The organism is Microbacterium sp. B35-04 (assembly GCF_010634885.1).
In the GTDB taxonomy this organism is placed as follows: domain Bacteria; phylum Actinomycetota; class Actinomycetes; order Actinomycetales; family Microbacteriaceae; genus Microbacterium.
On sequence record NZ_MWLP01000023.1, the window covers coordinates 57,886 to 79,964 of the forward strand.

At 70.0% G+C, this 22,079-nt stretch carries 23 protein-coding genes; 10 read left to right on the top strand and 13 right to left on the bottom strand.

Going from position 1 to position 22,079, the window contains the following annotated elements; all coding sequences use genetic code 11:
* Positions 1 to 17: 17 nt before the first annotated feature.
* From B1729_RS06960 to B1729_RS06970, 3 genes are all read right to left on the bottom strand, one after another.
* Positions 18 to 608, bottom strand: coding sequence for a hypothetical protein (locus tag B1729_RS06960; RefSeq protein ID WP_163631503.1), 591 nt, complete (start codon positions 606 to 608; stop codon positions 18 to 20).
* A 15-nt stretch (positions 609 to 623) separates the two neighbouring features.
* Positions 624 to 1,769 carry a zinc-dependent alcohol dehydrogenase gene (locus tag B1729_RS06965; protein WP_163631506.1) on the bottom strand — a complete coding sequence of 382 codons (1,146 nt, stop codon included), beginning with the start codon at positions 1,767 to 1,769 and terminating at the stop codon, positions 624 to 626.
* Between the two features lie 110 nt (positions 1,770 to 1,879).
* A complete protein-coding gene (locus tag B1729_RS06970) occupies positions 1,880 to 3,181 on the bottom strand; it encodes a M18 family aminopeptidase (RefSeq protein ID WP_163631509.1) in 1,302 nt (433 codons plus the stop codon).
* A 259-nt stretch (positions 3,182 to 3,440) separates the two neighbouring features.
* On the opposite strand from B1729_RS06970, the gene B1729_RS06975 reads away from it, so the two are divergent.
* Complete coding sequence (locus B1729_RS06975; protein ID WP_239539475.1) at positions 3,441 to 4,433, top strand: lytic transglycosylase domain-containing protein; 993 nt, start codon at positions 3,441 to 3,443, stop codon at positions 4,431 to 4,433.
* 1 nt (position 4,434) lies between these two features.
* Here B1729_RS06975 and B1729_RS06980 read toward each other — a convergent pair whose 3' ends face one another.
* Together B1729_RS06980 and B1729_RS06985 are read right to left on the bottom strand one after the other, a co-directional pair.
* Positions 4,435 to 4,986 carry an NYN domain-containing protein gene (locus B1729_RS06980; protein ID WP_163619181.1) on the bottom strand — a complete coding sequence of 184 codons (552 nt, stop codon included), beginning with the start codon at positions 4,984 to 4,986 and terminating at the stop codon, positions 4,435 to 4,437.
* A 59-nt stretch (positions 4,987 to 5,045) separates the two neighbouring features.
* Positions 5,046 to 5,390, bottom strand: coding sequence for a DUF2200 domain-containing protein (locus B1729_RS06985; protein ID WP_163619179.1), 345 nt, complete (start codon positions 5,388 to 5,390; stop codon positions 5,046 to 5,048).
* 350 nt (positions 5,391 to 5,740) lie between these two features.
* Between B1729_RS06985 and B1729_RS06990 the strand changes: the two genes are divergently transcribed.
* Positions 5,741 to 6,547 carry a glycosyltransferase family A protein gene (locus B1729_RS06990; RefSeq protein ID WP_163631515.1) on the top strand — a complete coding sequence of 269 codons (807 nt, stop codon included), beginning with the start codon at positions 5,741 to 5,743 and terminating at the stop codon, positions 6,545 to 6,547.
* Here the strand turns inward: B1729_RS06990 and B1729_RS06995 are convergent.
* Positions 6,499 to 8,160: an alpha-amylase family protein gene (locus B1729_RS06995; protein WP_163631518.1), complete on the bottom strand. Its 1,662-nt coding sequence runs from the start codon at positions 8,158 to 8,160 to the stop codon at positions 6,499 to 6,501. The two genes, B1729_RS06990 and B1729_RS06995, sit on opposite strands and share 49 nt — an antisense overlap.
* 178 nt (positions 8,161 to 8,338) lie before the next feature.
* On the opposite strand from B1729_RS06995, the gene B1729_RS07000 reads away from it, so the two are divergent.
* The 7 genes from B1729_RS07000 to B1729_RS07030 all read left to right on the top strand — a co-directional run bounded on the left by B1729_RS07000 (position 8,339) and on the right by B1729_RS07030 (position 14,361).
* Complete coding sequence (locus tag B1729_RS07000; RefSeq protein ID WP_163631521.1) at positions 8,339 to 9,841, top strand: SulP family inorganic anion transporter; 1,503 nt, start codon at positions 8,339 to 8,341, stop codon at positions 9,839 to 9,841.
* A 73-nt stretch (positions 9,842 to 9,914) separates the two neighbouring features.
* Positions 9,915 to 10,778 carry an endonuclease/exonuclease/phosphatase family protein gene (locus tag B1729_RS07005; protein WP_239526080.1) on the top strand — a complete coding sequence of 288 codons (864 nt, stop codon included), beginning with the start codon at positions 9,915 to 9,917 and terminating at the stop codon, positions 10,776 to 10,778.
* Complete coding sequence (locus B1729_RS07010; RefSeq protein WP_163631524.1) at positions 10,775 to 11,350, top strand: hypothetical protein; 576 nt, start codon at positions 10,775 to 10,777, stop codon at positions 11,348 to 11,350. The genes B1729_RS07005 and B1729_RS07010 overlap by 4 nt, the downstream gene beginning before the upstream one ends.
* Before the next feature lie 116 nt (positions 11,351 to 11,466).
* A complete protein-coding gene (msrB, locus tag B1729_RS07015; RefSeq protein WP_163631597.1) occupies positions 11,467 to 11,934 on the top strand; it encodes a peptide-methionine (R)-S-oxide reductase MsrB in 468 nt (155 codons plus the stop codon).
* The gene (gene msrA, locus B1729_RS07020) at positions 11,931 to 12,485 is read left to right on the top strand and encodes a peptide-methionine (S)-S-oxide reductase MsrA (protein ID WP_163619171.1); all 555 of its coding nucleotides are present in this window, start codon (positions 11,931 to 11,933) and stop codon (positions 12,483 to 12,485) included. The genes msrB and msrA overlap by 4 nt, the downstream gene beginning before the upstream one ends.
* Positions 12,486 to 12,633: 148 nt before the next feature.
* Positions 12,634 to 13,602 (top strand): hypothetical protein, encoded by a 969-nt coding sequence (locus B1729_RS07025; protein WP_163631527.1) that lies wholly within the window; start codon positions 12,634 to 12,636, stop codon positions 13,600 to 13,602.
* A 555-nt stretch (positions 13,603 to 14,157) separates the two neighbouring features.
* Positions 14,158 to 14,361, top strand: a complete 204-nt coding sequence (locus B1729_RS07030; RefSeq protein WP_026059428.1) for a cold-shock protein — start codon at positions 14,158 to 14,160, stop codon at positions 14,359 to 14,361.
* A gap of 71 nt (positions 14,362 to 14,432) precedes the next feature.
* On the opposite strand, the gene B1729_RS07035 is transcribed toward B1729_RS07030, so the two are convergent.
* The 6 genes from B1729_RS07035 to B1729_RS07060 form a co-directional block, all read right to left on the bottom strand.
* Positions 14,433 to 15,050 (bottom strand): GyrI-like domain-containing protein, encoded by a 618-nt coding sequence (locus tag B1729_RS07035; protein WP_239526078.1) that lies wholly within the window; start codon positions 15,048 to 15,050, stop codon positions 14,433 to 14,435.
* Positions 15,047 to 16,132 carry a phosphogluconate dehydrogenase (NAD(+)-dependent, decarboxylating) gene (gene gnd, locus B1729_RS07040; RefSeq protein ID WP_163619167.1) on the bottom strand — a complete coding sequence of 362 codons (1,086 nt, stop codon included), beginning with the start codon at positions 16,130 to 16,132 and terminating at the stop codon, positions 15,047 to 15,049. Before gnd ends, B1729_RS07035 begins: the two co-directional genes overlap by 4 nt.
* A gap of 180 nt (positions 16,133 to 16,312) precedes the next feature.
* On the bottom strand, positions 16,313 to 17,170 hold the full coding sequence (locus tag B1729_RS07045) for an SDR family oxidoreductase (RefSeq protein WP_163631599.1): 858 nt from the start codon (positions 17,168 to 17,170) through the stop codon (positions 16,313 to 16,315).
* A 213-nt stretch (positions 17,171 to 17,383) separates the two neighbouring features.
* On the bottom strand, positions 17,384 to 19,084 hold the full coding sequence (locus B1729_RS07050; RefSeq protein WP_163619166.1) for an AarF/UbiB family protein: 1,701 nt from the start codon (positions 19,082 to 19,084) through the stop codon (positions 17,384 to 17,386).
* Between the two features lie 119 nt (positions 19,085 to 19,203).
* On the bottom strand, positions 19,204 to 19,764 hold the full coding sequence (locus B1729_RS07055) for a PadR family transcriptional regulator (RefSeq protein WP_163619164.1): 561 nt from the start codon (positions 19,762 to 19,764) through the stop codon (positions 19,204 to 19,206).
* Between the two features lie 133 nt (positions 19,765 to 19,897).
* On the bottom strand, positions 19,898 to 20,392 hold the full coding sequence (locus tag B1729_RS07060; protein WP_163631530.1) for a DUF427 domain-containing protein: 495 nt from the start codon (positions 20,390 to 20,392) through the stop codon (positions 19,898 to 19,900).
* 141 nt (positions 20,393 to 20,533) lie between these two features.
* Here B1729_RS07060 and B1729_RS07065 point away from each other — a divergent pair, with 141 nt between their 5' ends.
* Positions 20,534 to 21,145: an NAD(P)H-dependent oxidoreductase gene (locus B1729_RS07065; protein ID WP_163631533.1), complete on the top strand. Its 612-nt coding sequence runs from the start codon at positions 20,534 to 20,536 to the stop codon at positions 21,143 to 21,145.
* Positions 21,146 to 21,204: 59 nt separating this feature from the next.
* On the opposite strand, the gene B1729_RS07070 is transcribed toward B1729_RS07065, so the two are convergent.
* Complete coding sequence (locus tag B1729_RS07070; protein WP_163619158.1) at positions 21,205 to 22,029, bottom strand: alpha/beta hydrolase; 825 nt, start codon at positions 22,027 to 22,029, stop codon at positions 21,205 to 21,207.
* Positions 22,030 to 22,079 lie beyond the last annotated feature (50 nt).

A 22,079-nucleotide genomic window follows, 5' to 3' on the forward strand; every position in this document is an offset into this window, starting at 1 on the left:
CGCGGCCGCAGACGCCGTCACCCCTGGGCGTTGCGCCGGCGGGCGGCCGGCCGCACGATCGCCCGGCCCAGCATGACGATCATCGTTCCCGCGAGCAGCCACGGCCCGAGCACCAGGAGCGGATCAAGCCACGCGTGCTTCAGGTCGGCTCGCCCGCGCCCGAAGCGCGACGCGAAGGGCCGGTGGCCGCGCTCCCCCAGGATGCCGCTCTGGGTGATCGGATCGTCGGGCCGCCGCGAGAAGAGGGATTTCAGGTGGGCCGTCGTCGAGTCGACGCGATCGCCGAGCAGGAGCAGCAGCCAGTGCGCGGTCTGCCCCTCGCTGTAGGTGTCGTACGCGTAGCGGCGCACTCTGCCGGCTACTCCATGCAAGGGCTGTGCCGTGCCGAACACGGGCGTGAGCCGCTCATGCTCGACGGACTTCTCGCGTCCGCCGCGGCCGGGCTGGTCCTCCGGCAGGTTCCAATGCGCGCCGGTCTCGATGCCGGGCTGCTCCCGCGGCACCGCGGGACGCTGCGCGGGGTCGGCGTCGGCTCCCCAGCCGGGGATGCGGGCGCGCAGTTCGTCGGGGCTGGCCGGGGAGCCAGGCTTGTTCGAGGTGTAGGGCATGTCGTCCTCCCCTTCTCAGGGCGCCGGAACGATGACCGGCTTGATGATGTCGTCGAGCTTCGTCGAGAAGAGGTGGTACCCCTCCGCGATGTGGTCGAGCGGGATGCGGTGCGTGATGAGGTCGCTGGGCCGCAGGTAGCCGGCCCGGATGTGCTCGAACAGCCGCGGCCACTGGCGCTTCACCGGCGCCTGGTTCATCCGCAGCGTGAGGCCCTTGTTCATCGCGTCGCCGAAGCGCACGGCACTGAACATCGGGCCGTACGCACCCATGACCGACACGGTTCCGCCCTTGCGAACGGAGTCGATCGCCCAGTTCAGCGCCACCGGCGAGCCGCCCTGCATCTTGAGCTTCGCCGATGTCACGTGCTGGATCACGTGACCGTCGGCTTCCGCGCCGACCGCGTCGATCGCGGCATCCGCTCCCAGCCCGTCGGTCATCCGCTTCAGCTCACGCACGATGTCGCCGACCTGCGTGAACGCCACCGTCTCGGCGTAGGCGAACTCCCGTGCCTTCTGCAGGCGGTAGTCCAGATGGTCGACCACGATCACGCGACCCGCGCCCATGAGCCAGCACGAGCGCGCCGCCGCGAGCCCTACCGGACCCGCGCCGAACACGACCACGGTGTCACCCTCGCCGATGTCGGCCAGCTGTGCGCCGAAGTAGCCGGTCGAGAACGCGTCGGTGAGGAGCAGTGCGTCCTCGTCGGCGATGTCGTCGGGGATCACAGAGGGTCCGACATCCGCGAACGGCACGCGCACCATCTCGGCCTGTCCGCCGTCGTAGCCGCCGGTGGAATGCGAGTACCCGTAGATCCCGCCGATCGCCGTGGCGTTCGGGTTCACGTTGTGGCAGTTCGAGAACAGCCCGCGCGCACAGAAGTAGCACGAGCCGCAGTAGATGTTGAACGGCACCATCACCCGGTCGCCGACGCGGAGCCTCTCGACCGACCCGCCCACCTGCGTGACCGTGCCGATGAACTCGTGGCCGAACGTGTGGCCGATCCGGGTGTCGGGCATCATGCCGTGATACAGATGCAGATCCGATCCGCAGATGGCGGCGAGCTCGACGCGCACGATCGCATCGTTGGGGTGCTCGATCTTCGGCTCGGGCTTGCTCTCGACGCGGAGCTTGTACGGTCCGCGGTAGGTCATCGCCTTCATGCGCTCCTCCTGGGTCTCTCACGACACCCTCGCGGCGCCGGGCGGATTCCGCGGAGGGGGTTGCGTTCGAGCGCCCGAAGTGTCAGAGCGGCGGCGAGCGCGCCGCGACCTCAGCCGCGGAAGTACGTCTCGGCGACGCGGGTGAGGTCCCACAGGTCGCTGACCCCGGCGAGCTCGCGCGCCGAGTGCATCGAGAGGATCGGAATGCCGACGTCCACGGTGCGGATGCCGAGGCGCGTCGCGGTGATCGGGCCGATCGTCGAGCCGCACGGCACCGCGTTGTTCGAGACGAACTCCTGGCTCGTGACACCCGCTGCCGCGCACCACCCGTTCCAGGCCGCGGCACCCGCGCCGTCGGTGGCGTAGCGCTGGTTCGCGTTGATCTTGAGGATCGGGCCCGACCCGAGCACCGGCTGGACGACGGGGTCGTGCTTCTCGGCGTAGTTCGGGTGCACCGAATGGCCCACGTCGCTCGACACGCACCACGATGCCGCGAGTGCCCGCAGCTGCTGCTCACGATCGGCGCCCAGCGACAGCCACAGTCGCTCCAGCACGTCTGCGAGGAACGGGCCGGCGGCTCCGGATCGTGTGGCCGAGCCGACCTCCTCGTGGTCGAAGACCGCGAGCATCGCGATGTGGTCGGCGTCGTGCCCTCCGGCCGCCCGCTCCAGCGCGACCACTCCCGCGTGCACCGAGGCGAGGTCGTCGAGGCGACCCGAAGCGAAGAAGACGTCATCGTGCCCGAACGTCGCGCCGCGCGCGGCGTCGGCGGTCACGATGTCGTAGCCGCGGATGCGGGCCACGTCGACACCGGCCTGAACGGCGAGCTCACCCAGGAGATCGGCCGAGTCGGCGGATCCCAGCCCCCAGACCGGCTGCGTCTGCGACTGCTTGTCGAGGGCGAGATGGTCGTTCGCCTCGCGGTCGAGGTGGATCGCGAGCTGGGGCAGGCGCAGCAGCGCACCCGTCGCGGCCAGCACGCTCGTTCCGTCGTCGAGCACGAGACGACCGGCCAGACGCAGCTCGCGGTCGAGCCATGAGTTGAGCAGCGGCCCGCCGTAGATCTCGACGCCCGCCTGCAGCCAGCCGAGCCGCCCGGTCGTCGGCTTCGGCTTGAGCTTGAACGCCGGAGAGTCGCTGTGCGCCCCGAAGACCCGCACGCCCGTGGCGGCGGTCGCCGTCGGCGGCACCACCCACGCGATCGCAGCGCCGTCGCGCACCACCACGAATCTTCCGCCCGCGGGCGCCGGCCAGCCGGCCGACTCGTCGAGACGGGTGAACCCCGCGCCCTCCAGGCGATTCGCGACCTCGGCGGCGGCGTGGAAGCTCGACGGCGACGCCGCCACGAAGGCGGCGAGATCCTCGGCGTGAGCGAGGGCGCCGGTGGCGACGGGAGCAGTGGGTGAGGGCACGGGCGAGCCTCCTCGATAGCGGTGCAGGGGTTCTCCGATCGTAGTTCGGAGCGCTCTCCCGCCCGCGCGCGGCGCAGGATGCGGCGCGTTGATCTGGCCTTTTTGAACATTCCACTCACATGTAACGTTCAGGTAACGCACCGGAACCGTCCAGAAACGCCGGGGAGACTCGGGGACTTGTGCCCGCCCGAACGGGCACGAGGCGCTGCAAGATGGCGCATTTCGCTGATACGGAACCCGGTCTTTCATGCGCAACCACATGCCCCACCTGCCCGCCCGCCGCACTCTCCGCCGCGCTGAACGCCGCCTTCGCCGCCGCCCCGCGCTGCTGGCCGCGACGCTCGCGATCGGCGTGCTGGCCACTGCCGGATTCACCACGGCAGCTCCCGCATCGCAGGCTGAGGCATCCGGTTCCCTCGCCGGCTTCACGCTGGCGTCGTACACGACGTCGCCCTCAGCGACGGTCGAAGCAGCGCCCGCCGCATCCGCCGTCGAGCAGGCCGTCGCCGAGGCGAACGCCGCTGTGACGGCGGCAAGCGCCATCGCTTCGGACATCGCCGCGTCGGGTCTCGACGTCGGGACGCCCGATACCACTGTCGACACCTCCGGGCTCGAAGCCGCCGTCGTGCAGCTCGAGCGCGCGCAGTCGCTGCCGGCGATGTACTCGACCGACTTCGCGGATGCCGTGACCACCCTCACCGCGTCGGTCGGCGAGCAGACGCAGGGCCTGCGTGGCCGCCTCGACGCCGCCGTCGCGCTCAAGGCGCAGCAGGAGGCGGAGGAGAAGGCGCGCAAGGAGGCTGAGGCCGCCGCCGCCGCAGCCGCCGCCGAAGCGGCTGCCGCCGAGGCCGCCGAGGCCGCCGCCGCTGCGAAGAAGTCGTCGTCGTCTTCGGGGTCGTCGGCGCCTCGGCCGGTGTACGCCACCGGCGGCGCCGTGGGCGGCACCAGCCCCGCCGACGCGCAGGCCACGGCCCGCGCCATGCTCGGCAACTACGGCTGGGGCGACGACCAGTTCGGCTGCCTCGTGTCGCTGTGGAACAAGGAGTCGGGCTGGAACTACCAGGCTTACAACCGCTCGAGCGGTGCCTACGGCATCCCTCAGGCGCTCCCGGGCAGCAAGATGGGCAGCGCCGGCGCCGACTGGCAGACCAACCCCGCCACGCAGATCGCGTGGGGCCTGGGCTACATCTCTGGCCGCTACGGCACCCCGTGCGGCGCCTGGGGCCACTCGCAGTCGACCGGCTGGTACTGAGTCAGCGCAGGAACGCGGCCGGGTCGAACTGCTCGATCGGGATGACGCGCACCCGCGGCAGCGGAGCGTCGAAGGCCTCGGCGTCGTACTCGATGTCGAAGAACTCGAGACCGGGGATGCCGGTGAACTCGGTGCTGCGGAACTCGTGGAACGCGACGACGCCGACGCGCCGCCCGTTCGTGGCGAGCCGCGCAAGATCTTCGGCGAAGTCGCGGTCGTGGCTGACGAGGGCGACGTCGTCGTCACGGTCGGCGAGCGCCCGCAGCGTCCGCTGGATCGCGATGTCGACGATCTTCTCGTCGGCCGGCCCTGAGAGCGGCACCGGCTGGTAGCCGAGCGCGAGGAGCGCCTGCACGAACGGCATCGGCAGGTGGGTGCTCGCGTTGAGGAAGAACAGTCCCTTCGCCGGCCGGCCCCAGCGATCCGAGATGAACGTCAGCAGGCGGTCCCACCGCGGCCGCTCCTCGGGAAGTGGACGCCTGCCCAGGATCGATCCACCGAGGGTGGCGTCGATGTTCTCGCCGTCCACCAGCACCCAGCTGCTGCGCTCCATGCTGTTCTCCTCGATCGGGGTCGCTCCGAACGTAGCAGGGCCCCCGACGCCGGAAGGGCTCACGCGGTGCGCAGGATCTTCGCCATCGCCTTTCCGCGGGCCAGCTCATCGACGAGCTTGTCCATGTAGCGGATCTTCTGCATGAGCGGGTCCTCGATCTCCTCGACCCGCATCCCGCAGATCACGCCGGTGATGAGCGGTGCGTTCGGGTTGAGGTCGGCGTCGGCGAAGAAGTCCTCGAGCGTCGTGTGCTCGGCGATGTGCTGCTGCAGCTCGGCGTCGTCGAAGCCCGTGAGCCACTCGATGACCTGGTCGAGCTCCTGGGTCGTGCGCCCCTTCTTCTCGACCTTCGTCACGTAGAGCGGATAGAGCACGGCGAAGCTCAGCGAGAAGATGCGGTGCATCTCGCCAGGATAATCGCGATGGATGCCGCGGCAGACGCCGCGAGCCGCGCGGATGCAGCGACGGTCCCGGTGGGTAGCCCTCCCACCGGGACCGTCAGCACGCTCGCGGGAGTCTTGAACGGCGACCCGAACGCCGATCCTCGACCGCTTCGTACGGCACTGCATTTTGTTACCCCTTCAGCGTAGGCAGAGCATCCCCCGGCATCTGCCCGTTGACACGAAGCCGTCGGCCTGTTAACGGCGCGGGACGAGGAATCGATGCTGGATCGGACGACTCCCCGCGTGCTCCACGAACGCTGCGGCAGTCAAGGGTCTTCTCGGCGACGGGTCACGTCGGGTGGACTTGCGGCATGCCGAACGCCGCGCGGATATCGGTCGTCATCCCGGTGAAGGACGACGACACCGAGCTCGCACGATGCCTGCGTGCACTGGCGCGCCAGACCGTTCCGGCGGACGAGGTGATCGTCGTCGACAACGGATCGACGGATGCCTCCGCCGACGTCGCCCGCGCCTTCGGCGCCCGCCTGGTCCGTTGCGAGGCCCCTGGCATCCCCGCGGCGAGCGCCGCCGGATACGACGCCGCAGAGGGCGACCTCATCCTGCGGCTGGACGCGGACTGCGTGCCCGATGAGTCATGGACGGCGGCGATGGCGGTCGCGTTCGCCGCCCGTCGCGGCGTGGCCGCGTTCACCGGGGCCGCCCGCTTCATCGACGGTCCGGCGCTCCTGCGCACACCGCTGGCGACGCTCTACCTCGGCACCTACGCCGCCGTGATGATCCCCACTCTCGGGCATCTCCCGCTGTTCGGCTCGAACATGGGCCTGCGTCGCGCGGCGTGGCTCGGCATCCGTTCGTCCGTGCATCTCGATGCCGAGCTGCACGACGACATGGACCTCGCCTTCCACCTGGGTGAGCGGGGCCGTATCCGGCACCTGTCGGGCGCGCGGATGGGCATCTCCATGCGGCCGTTCGCCCCCGGGCAGGCGTTCGGCCGTCGCGCGGCCCGCGGACTGCGCACGGTACTGGTGCACTTCCCGCACGACTTCCCGCCGGTGCGCTGGACGCGGCGGCTGCTGCGCGGGGTGCGACGCCGGGTGGCCGGCCGCCGCTACGACACCCGGCCGTCCCCCGGCCTCGACACGCGCAGCCACCGATAGCCGTACGCCGGCACTTCCAGCTGCACGCCTCCGCGCTCATCGAGCGGGATGCGGTCCGAGCCCAGCAGATCGACGAGCCGCGTGCCCTCAGGCTCGTCCTGCAAGGCGAAGCTCGTCGCCGCGGGCACGTCGGTGAAGTTGTGGATGGCGATCATCCGCCCGACGTCCGCGCGGAGCGAGTGCACCAGCAGCGAATCGACAGGCTGCTCCAGCACCTCGAACGCCCCCCACCCGAGCTCGGGTGAGATCCGGTATCGCGAGATCAGATCGCGGAAGAAGTGCAGCAGCGACTCGCGGTCCTCGATCTGATCCGCGGCGTTGACGTGCTGCGGTGCATAGCCGTCGCCCGGCGGTCGGGCGATCAGCCGCGACGGTGCGGCCTGCGAGAAGCCGCCGTTCTTCTCCGCGGTCCACTGCATCGGCGTGCGCACCGCGCTGCGCCCGGGGATGTCGATGTTCTCCCCCATGCCGAGTTCCTCGCCGTAGAACATCACCGGTGTGCCAGGCAGCGTGAACATGAGGCTGTAGGCCATGCGGATGCGTCGCGGGTCACCCAGCATCGGGGGCAGCCTGCGGGTGATGCCGCGGCCGAACACGCGCTGCCGCTCGTCCGGCGCGAAGGCGTCGAACACCTCTTCCCGCTCGGCGTCGGTCAGCTTGTCGAGCGTCAGCTCATCGTGGTTGCGCAGGAAGTTCGCCCACTGCACCTCGTCGGGAAGCTGCGGCCGCGAGGTCAGCGCCTTGATGAGCGGAGCCGGATCCTGCCGCGCGAGCGAGAGGTAGAACGCCTGCATGCCGACGAAGTCGAACTGCATCGACAGCTCGCTCGCGTCGCCCCCGCCGAAGTAGGCGACCTGCTGGTCGTACGGCAGGTTCACCTCCCCCAGCAGGATCGCCTCGCTCGAGCGGCGCTGCAGGAAGCGCCGGAAGTCGCGCAGCAGCTCGTGCGGGTCGGGGATCTGCGCCCCGGGCGGCATCTCGAGGAAGAACGGCACGGCGTCGACGCGGAAGCCCGACACCCCCAGCTGCAGCCAGAAGCCGATCACCCGGGCGAGCTCATCGCGCACCACGGGGTTCGCGATGTTGAGGTCGGGCTGGTGCTCGTAGAAGCTGTGCTGGTACCACTGCCCGGAGGCATCGTCCTTCGTCCAGATGCCGTCGGCCTCGCCGGGGAACACCGTGTTCTTCTGGCCCTTGGGCGGCGGATCGTCGCGCCAGATGTAGAAGTCGCGGTACGGCGAGTTCACGCTGCGCTTCGCCTTCTGGAACCACGGATGCCGGTCGGAGGTGTGGTTGACGACCAGATCCACGATCACCCGCATGCCGCGGTCGTGGGCGGTGCGGATGACCTCCACGAAGTCGCCGTGACTGCCCAGCCGCGGATCCACGCCATAGAAGTCGGTGATGTCGTACCCGTCGTCGCGATCGGGCGTCGGATAGAACGGCATCAGCCACAGGCACGTCACCCCCAGCTGCGCGAGGTAGTCGATCCGCTGCGCCAGACCCTGCAGGTCGCCCGTGCCGTCGCCGTCGGAGTCGAGGTAGGTCTCGACGTCGAGGCAGTAGACGATGGCGCTCTTCCACCAGAGGTCGCTCGTGTCGGTGATCTTCATCGCTTCCCCCTCGGGTGGGGCAGGATGCCGTATCCCGCGGCATCCGGGATCGCATGAGAGTCCGTGGAATCCATGCCGCGAGTCTGCCGGTCCGCTCGCGTCCCGGGCAGGCCCTTGAGATCCGCTGCGGTGTTGGATACAGGCGCGGGCGGATCCCGCACGGCTAGAGTCGTCCCCCGTGTCCACCGTCGCTGAATCCGCCGATCGCTACCGCATCGAGCCCACCGTGCTGCAGGCGCTGCGCCGCCCCCGGCTGCTCACGCGGGAGGTGCTCGCCGGACTCGTGGTGGCACTCGCCCTCATCCCCGAGGCGATCGCGTTCTCGGTGGTCGCCGGCGTCGATCCGCGGGTCGGGCTGTTCTCGTCGTTCGTGCTCTCGGCCGTCATCGCGTTCACCGGCGGGCGCCCCGCGATGATCACCGCCGCCGCGGGAGCGGTCGCGCTCGTCATCGCCCCGGTCGCGCGCGAGCACGGCTCCGACTACCTCATCGTGACGATCGTGCTCGCAGGGGTGATCCAGGTGCTGTTCGCCGTGCTCGGCGTCGCGCGGCTCATGCGCTTCATCCCGCGCAGCGTGATGGTCGGGTTCGTGAACGCCCTGGCGATCCTGATCTTCCTGTCGCAAATGCCGCAGCTGATCGACGTGCCGTGGGCGGTGTACGTGCTGGTGGCCGTGGGGCTCGGCATCCTGTTCGTCTGGCCGCGGATCACGCGCGCCGTCCCTGCACCGCTCATCGCGATCGTGCTGCTGACCGCCGCCGTCGTCGTGTTCGGACTCTCGGCCGTTCCGAACGTCGCCGACCAGGGCGAGCTGCCGCGCAGCCTTCCCGAACTGCTCATCCCCGAGGTGCCCCTGACGTGGGAGACCCTTCAGATCGTCGCGCCGTACGCCTTCGCCGCAGCGCTCGTCGGCCTCCTCGAATCGCTGATGACCGCGAAGCTCGTGGACGACATCACCGACACCCGTTCCCGCAAGACGCGCGAGGCGTGGGGGCTCGGCGTCGCCAACATCGCGTCGGCCTTCTTCGGCGGCACCGGCGGCTGCGCGATGATCGGCCAGACGATGATCAACGTGAAGACCTCGGGCGGCCGCACCCGCATCTCGACGTTCCTGGCGGGCGTGTGGGTGCTGATCCTCGTGGTCGCTCTCGGCGACATCGTCGGCCTCATCCCGATGGCGGCGCTCGTCGCCGTGATGATCCTGGTGTCGGTCTCGACGTTCGACTGGCACAGCATCCGGCCGGCGACGCTGAGACGGATGCCGCTGAGCGAGACCTTCGTGATGCTCGTGACTGTCGTCGCCACCGTCTGGACACACAACCTCGCCATCGGCGTGGTGCTGGGGGTGCTCGCCGCGATGGTGCTGTTCGCCCGCAGGGTCGCACACTTCACCACCGTGAGCCGGACGGTCGACGGCGACACCGCGCGGTACCGGGTCGACGGCGAGCTCTTCTTCGCCTCGAGCAACGACCTCACGACGCAGTTCGAGTACGCCGCCGATCCCGCTCATGTCGTCATCGACCTGTCGCACACGCACGTCTGGGATGCCTCGACCGTCGCCGCGCTCGACGCCATCGTCACGAAGTACGAGCAGCGCGGCACCACCGTCGTGCTCGAGGGCATGAGCGACGCCGCGGCGTCGTTCCACGGGCGGCTGAGCGGTGGCCTCGGGTCGGCCTGAGCGCTGGGTGCCCACAGACCCGCCGCGACGCAAGCCCCTCCCGCCTCGCTCCGCGATCTGCCTACGGTGAGGGATGCACCGACGAGACAGGACGGTCGACCCGGGGCCTGCCATGCCGCTCGTCGGCCCCGTCGAGCCGCCCTTCCTGCACGTCATGACGTTCAACATCCGGCGCCGGATGACGGGCCACGGGTGGCGCCGGGCGGATCGCTGGCGGCATCGCGCGCCGGCGGTTCGGGCACTGCTCGAGTCGGAGCAGCCGGCGATCCTCGGCGTGCAGGAGGCGATGCCGGACCAGGCCGCAGCCGTGCTGGCCGCGCTGGGCACGCGCTACCGGTTCGTCGGCCGGGGTCACGGCCCGCGCGGGGCCGGCGAGGGCTGCCCGGTGTTCTTCGACACCCACCGGCTCGAGCTCCTGGACTGGGAGCAGAGCGCGCTCTCGGATCACCCGCACGCCGCCGGCTCCCGCTCGTGGGGCAACCTCATCCCCCGCGTCGTGGTGACGGCGCGCTTCCGCGACCGTCGCACGGGAGCCGCGCTCACTGCGCTCAATACGCACCTGGACCCCTTCTCCCCTCGCTCGCGCATGCGCTCGGTCGACGTGCTCCGGGCGCTGGTGGGCCGGGGCCCCAGCATCCTGACCGGCGATCTGAACGCGGGTGAGACGTCGCGCACCCTGCGAGCGCTGCTCGACGACGGCGGACTCAAGGATGCGTGGACCGCCGCGGCGCGCCGGGTGACGGCATCCGTCGGCACTTTCGCCAGCTACCGTCCGCCGCGCCCGACGCGCCCTCGCATCGACTGGATCGTCGTCACGCCGGACGTGCAGGTGGAGCGCGCCGGCATCAACACCTTCCGGCATCGCGGCGTATGGCCCTCGGACCATCTTCCGGTCCAGGCCGTCGTGAGCGTCCCGGTGCGGCGGGACACCGCGTGAAGGCGCGCTTCCTCAGGCCGCCGCAGGGCGCCGCCGAGTGGGTGGCCGACGCGGTGCGGCTACTCGGGCCGCTGAGCGTCGTCGCGGCCCTCGTCTGGTGGAGCCCGGCCGACGCCGGCATCCTGGCTCTGACGCTGCTGGCGCTGGTCGTTCCCCGGTTCGTCGGGGTGCGCCCGGCGTTCGACGTCGTCTTCTGCCTCACCGTGCTCGTCGCGGCCTGGAGCAACGTGCTCGGCCTCTACGAGACAGTGCCGGGATGGGACCTGGTCGTGCACTTCGTCTGCACCGGCGTACTGGCCGCCATGGCCTACATCCTGCTGGCGAGGCTGGCGATCGTGCCGACGCCCCTCGCACCGACCACCCGCCCCGTTACGCCGATCGTGCTGGTCACCAGCATCGGCCTGGCGCTGAGCGCCGTCTGGGAGATGGCGGAGTGGGTCGGCAAGACGTTCGTCGACCCCGGCATCTTCGTGACCTACCGGGACTCGATCGGCGACATGGCCGCGGGCGGGCTCGGCGGCCTCGTCGCCGGTCTCGTCGTCGCGCGGGTCAGGCTGGTGGAGCAGGAGTGAGCTCCATGAGCCCGACGAACTCGAAGCTGGCTCACAGGTTCGCGGGACCAAAAGCGGTGCGGCATCCGTTCTTCCTCTATGACGCCGCAGCCAGCGACGTCATCCGAGGAGGAATCGTGAGCAACGACTACCGCAAGACTTCCGAGGCGCTCAGCCGCCTCACCGCCACCCAGTACCACGTCACGCAGGAGGACGGCACCGAGCCTCCCTTCCGCAACGAGTACTGGAACAACCACGAGCCCGGCATCTACGTCGACGTCGTCTCGGGCCAGCCGCTCTTCTCGTCGACCGACAAGTACGACAGCGGAACCGGATGGCCGAGCTTCACCAAGCCGATCGAGCCGGATGCCGTCGCGACCAAGAAGGACTGGAAGCTGCTCCTGCCTCGCACCGAGGTGCGCTCGTCGGGCGCCGGCAGCCATCTCGGTCACGTCTTCCCCGACGGCCCACGGCAGGCCGGCGGCCTGAGATACTGCATGAACTCGGCCGCACTGCGCTTCGTGCCCGCCTCGTCGCTCGACGACGAGGGCTACGGCGCCTACCGACACTTCTTCACCACCCAGAACCAGGAGCACGCATCATGACCAGCGGTCCCTTCGACACCGGCGAGATCACCCGCACCCCCGGCACCGAGACGGCAGTCCTCGCCGGCGGCTGTTTCTGGGGCGTGGAAGACCTCATCCGCCGCCAGCCCGGCGTTCTCGACACCCGCGTCGGCTACACCGGCGGCGAGAACGCGCACGCGACGTACCGCAAGCACCCCGGGCACGCCGAGGCGGTGGAGATCGTCTTCGACCCCACCAAGACGACGTACCGCGACATCCTCGCGTTCTTCTTCCAGATCCACGACCCGTCGACGCTGAACCGCCAGGGCAACGACATCGGCTCGAGCTACCGCTCGGCGATCTTCCCGCTCTCCCCCGAGCAGGACCAGGTCGCCCGCGAGACCATCGCCGACGTCGACGCGTCGGGGCTGTGGCCGGGCAATGCCGTCACCACGATCGAGTCCGCGGGCCCGTTCTGGGAGGCCGAGCCCGAGCACCAGGACTACCTGCTGCGCATCCCCAACGGCTACACGTGCCACTTCCCGCGTGCCGGCTGGGTGCTGCCCAAGCGCGCTGACGCCACCGCGTGACGACAGGCCCGGTCGGTGACCGGGCACCGCAGGCACGAGACGACGGATGCCGCGACCCGACGGGTCGCGGCATCCGTGTATCTGCGCCTTGCGCCGCCTCCTCATCTCAGCATCGCCACGTGTGCGCGGCGCAAGGAGAGGAGCGATCGTGGCCGAAGCAGCGCAAGCCCCACTGCGGACAGGGTGGATCGGCGACACATCCTGGTCGACGTGGTCGGCGATCCAGCTGGCCCGCATTCCGAACCGCGCCAGATCCCGAGCGGCCGAGCGTGAACGCCGGGCGCTCCAGAAACCCCCGATCGGCCTGCTGCGCAGCGACGACGCCGAATTCCGGGCCGCGGCTCGCAAGGTCGCCGCCTATGCGCCTCGACAGTTCGGTCGTCTGAACGAGGTGCTCCTGCGCGGGCAGTTCGTGCTGCGCGGCGACGACATCGCGACGCTGGACGAGCTCGTCCGCGAAGCGGTCCGGATCGCGGCACAGGGCTTCGCACGCCCGGGATCGCCGACGGCCGACATCGCGGCGCTCGAGGCCCGACTCGATTACGCGGAGGACTTCCTGAAACGCCGCGAGGGCGAGCTCGCGCGGCGGAGGTACGCGCGGGGCCTGCTCGGCGGCGTGATCCTGACCTTCCTCGTTCTGGGGCTGATCGGCGGCGGCGGTGCGGCCGTCATCACGCTCTGGCGAGGGGGCCCGATTCCCACGGAACAGGCCGACGCGCTGCGCGACGTGCTGGTCGCAGTGGGGGCGGGCGCCGCCGGAGCCTGCGTGAGCGTGCTGCTGCGCATGCACAAGCTCGGCGATCTCCCGATCGAGGTCGCCGCCGGCGGGGCCGCGCGATACCGCATCTTCCTCGGGTGGTTCTTCGCCGCGGCGGTCGTGTTCCTGCTCAAGAGCGGGATCCTGGCCGCAACGGTGTTCACCATTCCCGAGGGTCGGGTGGAGAGCTGGTTCTTCTGGGGTTCGGTCGGATTCCTCGCGGGCTTCAACGAACGCTGGGCGACCAACCTCATCTCCCGCAGTCCCCGCGACGGTTCGGAGACGGCACCGCGCGCCGCAACGACCCCTGGAGCAGGCACGGCCCCGGCCGCCGGCGCCGCCGATGGGCGTGCGAAGTAGGCCGTGGCGGAGCGCGTCTCGTCCGGCCCGCCGGTTCCGGTACCGACAGGTGCGCACTGCACAGACAGCCGTGCTAACCTGGAACGCCCGATCGGGCTGTTTTGTCGACATCCTCTGCCATCAACGAGGAATGCAGAGCTTCCGACGCCCACCGCCGCGTGCGGTTTCACTCCCATCGATTTCCGTGCCCCTCTCCTCCTCGCGAAGGCGCACCTTCTGAAAGTTCCCTTGACTTCCGTCACTTCCACCGCAGCACCAGCACATCCCGTGCTCGCCTGGCACCAGGCCGACCCGGACGTCTTCGTCGCGACGGCCGCCGGCGAGTATGCAGGATTCGTCGCTGTCGGCTCCCACGGCTTCGAGGCGCAGAGCGCCCTCGGGTCGCCGCTCGGCGTGCACTCCACGCACCCGCAGGCGTCCGCGGCGGTCGCCGCGTCGTTCGCCTCGCACACCGTCGCACCCGCGCATCACGCGCGCCTCACACGTCCACTGCGCGCTCGCGCGAGTGGCACCCGCGGCCGTTCACACGGCCCACGAAAAAGAAGGAAAGACACGATGGCCACTGGCACCGTGAAATGGTTCAACTCGGAGAAGGGCTACGGCTTCATCGCTCCCGACGACGGTTCGGCCGACCTGTTCGCGCACTTCAGCGCGATCACCGGCGAGGGCTTCAAGGAGCTCCGCGAGGACCAGAAGGTCGAATTCGACGCCGAGCGTGGCCCCAAGGGCATGCAGGCAGCGAACATCCGGCCGCTTTGATCTGTCGTCAGCCGGGGCCGATCTCTTCGGCCCCGGCTGACTGCCGACAGTCATCCGGCCGCGTCGACCGGCTACGCCGGTTCGACCGGCTGGCGCAGAATCGTCCGCAGTCGCTCCGGTGAGGTGCGCCGCGGATCCGCCAGGTAGATCTCGTGGTGGAGCCCCCGCATGCGCAGGCCCGCTTCGGGGATGAATCGGCGGTGCATCTCGTCGAGCACGGGCGCCTCGTCGTCGTACGAGCCGACGTGAAGCGTCTGGACGCACGTCCCCTCGGTCAGCTCCGCCATGCGCAGCTGTTCCAGAGCCGGTGACGCAGCCTTCGCCGCCGCCGCCTGCCGTGCCCGCTCGAAGTGCGACATGTCGATCCACCCCGGCACCAGGCTCATCATGGTCCAGCTCCAGCGCGACTTGTCGCGCTCCGTCGTGAACGTCGCCAAGTCGTCCGACCACCAGAGCCCCTCGAGCGGCATCACGACGTAGTCCTGGCTGAGCTCGGCCTTGCTCAGGAACTTCAGCTTGTACGCGACGGTGAACACGGCTCCGACCGCATCGCCGTACTCGTCCGAGGTGTTCGGGTCGCCGTGGCCGTCGATCATGAGGTAGCGCATCGGCGGCACGTCGAGAATCTCGAACGACCCTCGCGGTGCCGTGTACGCGTCGATCGATTTCTTCAGGTCGACCTTCGTCACGCCGGTCCGATCTGCGCTGACCCGCCGCTCGAGGACTCGGACTTACGCCCGCCGGCCTCGAGCACGTCGCCCGCCGGCAGCTCCTGGTGGCCGCCGAACTGCAGTCGCATCGCCGAGAGCACCTGATTGGCGAACTGGTCCTCGTCCCTCGACGCGAACCGTTCGAACAGCGATGCGGCGAGCACCGGAGCCGGCACCCCGGTGTCGACCGCGGCCTTGACCGTCCAGCGACCCTCGCCCGAGTCCGACACGCGCCCCGCGAGGCCCTCGAGGGTCGGATTTCCCTGGAGCGCCGCCGCGGTCAGGTCGAGCAGCCACGACGAGATCACGGATCCTCGCCGCCACAGCTCGGCGACCTTCGGCGTGTCGATCGTGAACTGATAGAACTCCGGTTCCTCCAGCGGCGCCACCTCGGCCGAATGCTCGGCCTCCTGCACTCCGGCATCCGCGTGCTCGAGGATGTTCAGTCCTTCCGCGAGCGCCGCCATCACGCCGTACTCGATGCCGTTGTGGACCATCTTGACGAAGTGGCCGGCGCCGGATGGCCCGCAGTGGAGGTAGCCGAGCTCTTCGGGAGCGAAGTCTCCCGCGCGGCCGGGTGTGCGCCCCGCCTCGCCGCTGCCGGGCGCGATGGTCCGGAGGATCGGCTCGATGCGCTGGAACGCCTCGTCGGGGCCGCCCACCATCAGGCAGTACCCCCGCTCCAGCCCGAAGACGCCCCCGCTCGTGCCGACGTCGACGTAGTGGACGCCGCTGCCCTTCAGAGCCGCCGCGCGCCGCACATCGTCGCGGTAGTTCGAGTTGCCGCCGTCGATGATGATGTCGCCGGGCTCGAGCAGTGCCGCGACCTCGTCGACGACCTTCCCGGTCAGTCCCGCCGGGATCATCAGCCAGATCGCACGCGGTGCCTCGAGCTGCGCCACCAGTTCGGCCAGACTGCCCGATCCCACGGCGCCCTCCGCCGCCAGGCGGCTGACGACGTCCGCGCTCACGTCGTACACGACGCACTCGTGGCCGTCCCGCATCAGACGCCGGACGATGTTGCCGCCCATCCGGCCCAGGCCCACCATTCCCAGCTGCATCGCCGCTCCTCCACTCGTCCGTCCAGCCCAGAGGCTCGATCATCCGTTCTCGCAGTCTAGAGAGCAGCGGCGCGGACCGGCCGATGCCCACGACCGCCCCCTCTCCGGGACGGATGCCGCCACCGCGGTCCCGGCCATCCCCGGATCCGCACAGGCGCCCGCCGCTCGCCCGGGATGCGGTCAGGGGGTCGGCGAACCGCCGGTCACCGCGAGCGTCTCACCGGCGACATAGCTGGATTCCGCGGACGCGAGGAACACATATGCCGGGGCGAGCTCGGCGGGCTGGCCCGCGCGACCCAGCGGCGTCTGCTCTCCGAAGCTCTCGATCTTCTCCTGCGGCTGTCCGTCAGTCACCTGCAGCGGGGTCCAGATCGGTCCGGGTGCGACCGCGTTCACGCGGATCCCCTTCGGCGCGAGCTGCTGCGCGAGTGCCTTGGTGAACGCGTTGATCGTCGCCTTCGTCGACGCGTAGTCGACGAGGATCTCGGACGGCTTGTAGGCCTGAATTGATGTCGTGTTGATGATGGTCGAGCCGGGCTTCAGGTGCGGAAGGGCCGCCTTGGTGATCCAGAACATCGCGTAGACGTTCGTCTTGAAGGTGTCGTCGAACTGCTGATCGTCGAGCGTCGCCAGATCCTCGTTGAAGACCTGCTTGCCGCCGTTGTTCACCAGGATGTCGAGCCCGCCGAGCCCATCGACGGCGCGCGCGACGAGGTCGCGGCAATAGCCGGGGTCGCGCAGGTCGCCCGGCAGCGTGAGCGCTGTGACGCCGGCGTCCTGGATGAGCCCGGCGATGCGCTGGGCGTCCTTCTCCTCCTTCGGCAGGTACGACATCGCCACGTCGGCCCCCTCGCGGGCGAAGGCGATCGCCGTCGCGGCGCCGATGCCCGAGTCGGCGCCGGTGATGAGCGCCTTGCGGCCGGCGAGTCGTCCGGAGCCGCGATAGGTGTCCTCGCCGAGATCGGCCTTCGGCTCCAGCTCGGCGTCGAGTCCCGGCTCCGGCTGATGCTGCTTCTTCGGATCGAAGGCGGCGTACATCTCAGCGGGGTTGGTGAACGTGTACTGGTCGCGTCTGTCGGTAGCCATGCCGTCACGGTAGGCGGAAGGCGCGGTGCGCGCTTCGGGGTTGCGCGCACGGGACGGACCGGTTACGACCAGCTGTCACCCCCGACCGGCGTCGTCACCGTGCGGTTCCTCCCCGCGGAGGACGAGGCTGTGGCGTGTCCTCCGCGCCGATCATGAGGGCAATGGTCAGCCGTACGGTCCCTGGCGGCCGGAGAAGCCCGCGAACAGGGCGTGCAGCAGCGGCAGCAGTGACGCGACCATCAGCACGGTGCCGATCGTGAGGTCCTCCGCACGCAGCACCGAACCGCTGATCAGCAGACCGGCGAACAGCACGGCCGAGACGACGCGGCGGACCATGCGCTCGAGGCGCTTCAGCCACCGGTCGAGCTTCGGCACGTCGGCGACGAGCCGTCCGTCCTCGATGCGCGTCACCATGTCGTCGAGCCGCCGCGGCAGGCGAGCCACGACGCCCGCCATCGACGCCGCCTCCTCTACGACTGCTCGGCCCACGTTGCCCCGCTCGTCCCGGAGCAGGCGATCGGCATACGGCTCCACGGCATCCCAGACGTTGAATGCCGGGTCGAGCGAGCTGCACATCCCGCTCGTGAGGGAGACCGCCCGGATGATCAGCAGGAAGTTCTCGGGCAGCTGGAACGGCAGCGACCGCACGACGTCGCCGAACTCCTTCGCGAAATCGCGGAACTCTCGCGGATCGACCTTCTGCAGCTCGGCGAAGCCCATGCCGCCGAACCGGGCGAACAGCGTGGTCATGGCCCGCTCGAGCTCGATGGTGTCGGCAGACGGGAGCAGCACACCGACCGCTCGGATGCTGTCGATCATCTGCCGGCTGTTGCGCGAGGCCACCGCGATCATGAGCCGCTGCAGGCTGTGCCGCAGCGTGTCGGGCACCTCGCCCATCATGCCGAAGTCGATGAACGTGAGGGTCCAGGGATGCCGGGTGTCGCCGGCCGCGCGCGTCACCGGGGTCACGAAGATGTTGCCCGGATGCGGGTCGGCGTGGAAGAAGCCCCGGAGGAAGAGCTGATCGAACATCACGTTGGCGAACTCGACCGCGACGGCGGCCGGGTCGATTCCGGCCGCCCGCAGCCCCTCGACGTCGTTGATCTTGATCGCGGTGACGTCCTGGAGCGTCAGCACGCGACGGGTGGTGCGCTCCCAGGCGATCTCGGGGGCTGCGACGCGCGGGTCACCGGCGACGTCGGCGGCGAACCGCTCCGCGTTCTGGGCTTCGTGGAGGTAGTCGATCTCCTCGCGGCTGGTGTGCGCGAACTCCTCGACGAGCTGCGGCAGGTCGACGTGGTCGCGCACGACCTTGACCCGGCTGAGCCAGCCGGCCACGCGCCGGAGGGCGGCGAGGTCGACGTCGACGATCGCCTCGATCCCCGGCCGCTGCACCTTGACGACCACGTCCGCGAACCCGGTCTCCGCGGCGTCTGCCGATGTCAACCGGGCACGGTGCGCTTGGCCGAGGGATGCCGCGGCCACCGGTGTCTCATCGACCCACTCGAACGCGCGGCTCAGTGGCACACCCAGCTCCGCCTCCGCGAGCTCGCGGATCGCGGGGAAGGCGACCGGCGGCACCTCGTCCTGCAGGCCCTCGAGCTCCTTCGTGATCTCGGGCGGCAGGACGTCGAGGCGCGATGACAGGAACTGGCCCACCTTGATCATGAGCCCGCCGTACTGGACCGCCAGCGCGTGGAAGCGGCGCGCGATGGTGCGCAGCCGCCGGGTGCGTCCGCGGGCGGCGAGCGCGCCGAGCCCGAACCGCGGCAGGAACAGTTCGTACCACCACGCCTGGACCATATAGCGCCCGGCGAACCGCAGGATCCGGCGATAGCGGGCGCGCGGGTTCCCGACGTCGGCCATCGAAGCTCCTAGGCGGTGCGGATCAGGTCATCAGCCGTGCCCGCGATCCCGGTCGCCCGGAATACCGTGCGCCAATAGGCGCGCGGGTCGTGGTGCCGTGCCGGCACCCGGCCTGCCCCTCAGTCCTGAGCGAGGATCGAGTAGAGCTTACGCCGCGCCTCGTCCAGCACCTCGACCGCCTGCGCCACCTGTTCGGGCGTACCCCCGCGTCCGACCTGAGCGGCCGCCTGCGCGAGCTTCGCGCCCGCCTTGGGGAGGGCGCTGGTGCGCCCCGTGTCGCGGGAGCCGAAGGACTCCCAGGGCGCGGACTGTCCGTCGGCGGCCGCCGCCTCGGCGCGGCCGGCCTCCGTGAGCGAGTACGTCTTCTTGCCGTTCGCCTCCTCCGCCGCCACGAGGCCCTCGTCGGCGAGGAGCTGCAGGGTCGGATAAACCGATCCCGGGCTGGGCTTCCACGCGCCGTCGCTGCGCGCCTCGATCTCCTGGATGATCTGGTAGCCGTGCATGGGCTTCTCGGCGAGGATCGCGAGCACCGCGGCCCGCACATCGCCGCGCCCGACGCGCGGCGAGAACCCGCGCTCGAAGGCATCCTTCAACTGGTCCATGGCATCCCACAGACTGCCGGGCAGACCGGAGCCCTGACCACTTGGACGGGAACCGAATCCGGGGAACGAACCGCTCATGACGACCTCCTGAACGAGTGTGTGCCGATATGCCGACGATACCTAGCGATATATCGCTCGACAAGGGAGCCGGCTGGGTGTTCGCTGTGCAGATCGCGGTGACGGATGCCCCGCACCGACGGGGACGGGAGCGTCACCACCCCATGGAGCCGTGTTCCCCCTTGAACGGCCCGACGATCTCTGGGGTGATCCACCCGCCGTAGAACCGCCCAGGTTGCGGCCGGACCTCGATGCCGTCGATCGTGCAGAGGTCCATCTCACGGGGGTACACCGCGACCCGGCCTTCGAGGGACTCGAAACCCTCGGCGGGATGCGGATACGCCCACGCCGCGCGCGGTCGCAGCCGATCCCCGCCGCGCACGTCGAAGTACCGGGCGCTGCCCTTGAACTCGCAGTACGACGACCCCTCGCCCGGCGTCAGCGCCTCCGGGGCGAACGCGGAGATCGGCAGGTAGTAGACCGGCGGATGACTCGTCTCCAGCACGCGGACGACGTCGTCGGTGTCGACGATCACCTCACCGCCCAGGCGGATCACGGCACGTCGAGCCACGTGTTCGACGCGCGGCGGACGCGGGTAGTCCCAGACGGACTCCTGACCGGGGCCGACCGGCGATGGCTCAGGCCTCATATGCCACCTCCTTGAGGAGCAGCGGTTGGGAGGGCAAGGCTACCCCGCGCGACCACCACCCACCTGCGGGAGACCCTGTCAAGGCCCCGCCGGGAACGCCGCGGGTTCCGTAGCGTGCCCACCGACGCGAAAGGAATCGACATGCTCCGCGCACTCGCACTGAACTGCACCCTGAAGCCCTCGCCGGATGCCTCGAGCGGCGAACTGCTCGCCCAGGAGGTACTCGACGCGCTCGCCGAGCACGACGTCGCCGGCGAACAGGTCCGGGTGGTCGACTTCGACATCCGGCCGGGAGTGGAAGCCGACATGGGCGACGGAGATCAGTGGCCGCAGATCCGCGAGAAGGTGCTGGCCAGCGACATCCTGGTCTTCGCCACGCCGACGTGGATGGGACACCTCTCGAGCGTCGCGCAGCGCGTGCTCGAGCGCCTCGACGCCGAGCTGTCGGAGACGGACGACGAGGGGCGCGCGATCCTCGCCGGCAAGGTCGCGGTGACGGTGGTCGTCGGCAATGAGGACGGCGCTCACGCCATCACGGCCGATCTCTACCAGGCGCTCGGCGACGTCGGCTTCACCATCCCCTCGCAGGGCGGGGTCTACTGGAACGGCGAGGCGATGCAGACCACCGACTACAAGGACCTGCCCGAGACGCCTGAGAAGGTCGCGTCGACCACGGCGACCCTCGCCCGCAACGCCGCTCATCTCGCGAAGCTCCTCCAGGAGCGCCCGTACCCCGCGCCGCCGCAGGGATGAGACCGGAACGACGGATGCCGCGACCCGGGCGGAGAACCCGGGCCGCGGCATCCGTCGCCTCACTTGGCCGCGGATCTGATCAGCGACAGCACCTTCAGAGGCTGACTGATCATCGGCACGTGGGAGCTCTTGACCTCGACGACCTTCGCACCGGCGCGCTCCGCCATCGCCCGCTCCGCCTCCGGCGGGATGATGCGGTCCTGCGTGGCGACCATGTACCAGCTCGGGATCGTCTTCCACGCGGGTTCGCCGGACGGCGTGACCAGCGAGGCGAACGCACCCGGACGCTGGGTGGCCGCCATGTTCTGCGCGACGACGAGCGGCAGATCCTGTGCGAACAGCTCGGGGAAGGCGGCCGGGTCGATGTAGGCGTCGGCATCGCCCTCGGACGCTCCCGGGAAGGGCCGCACCACCAGATGATCGGTGACATCGGTGTGACCACCGCCGAGCCCGTTCGCCTGGGCGACCGACTCGCCGGCGTCGAGGGCGTAGGCGGCGATGTACACGAGGGACTTCACGTTCGGGTTGCCGGTGGCGGCGTTCGTGATCAGCGCACCGCCGTAGGAATGGCCGACGAGGACGATCGGTCCCTCGATCGTGCTCAGGAACTGCCGCAGGTACTCGCTGTCGTAGGTCAATCCTCGCAGCGGGTTCGAGAAGGCGATCACGGGATAGCCCTCCGCCTGCAGGGCGGTGCCGACGATCGACCATCCGCTCGAGTCGGCGAACGCGCCGTGGACCAGCACGATCGTCGGCTTGGGAGTGGAGGGCCGTGCGGTGTCGGCCGGCTCGGCGGTGGCCGGCAGCGCCGCCCCGCCGATCAGGAGGGCGAGCGTGGTCGCTGCCGCGGCGGCGAGCGCCACGCGACGCGTGTGTCGGAACATGGATTCTTCCTTCCGGATTCGTGTAGCAATGCCGTGGTGCCGATCACCAC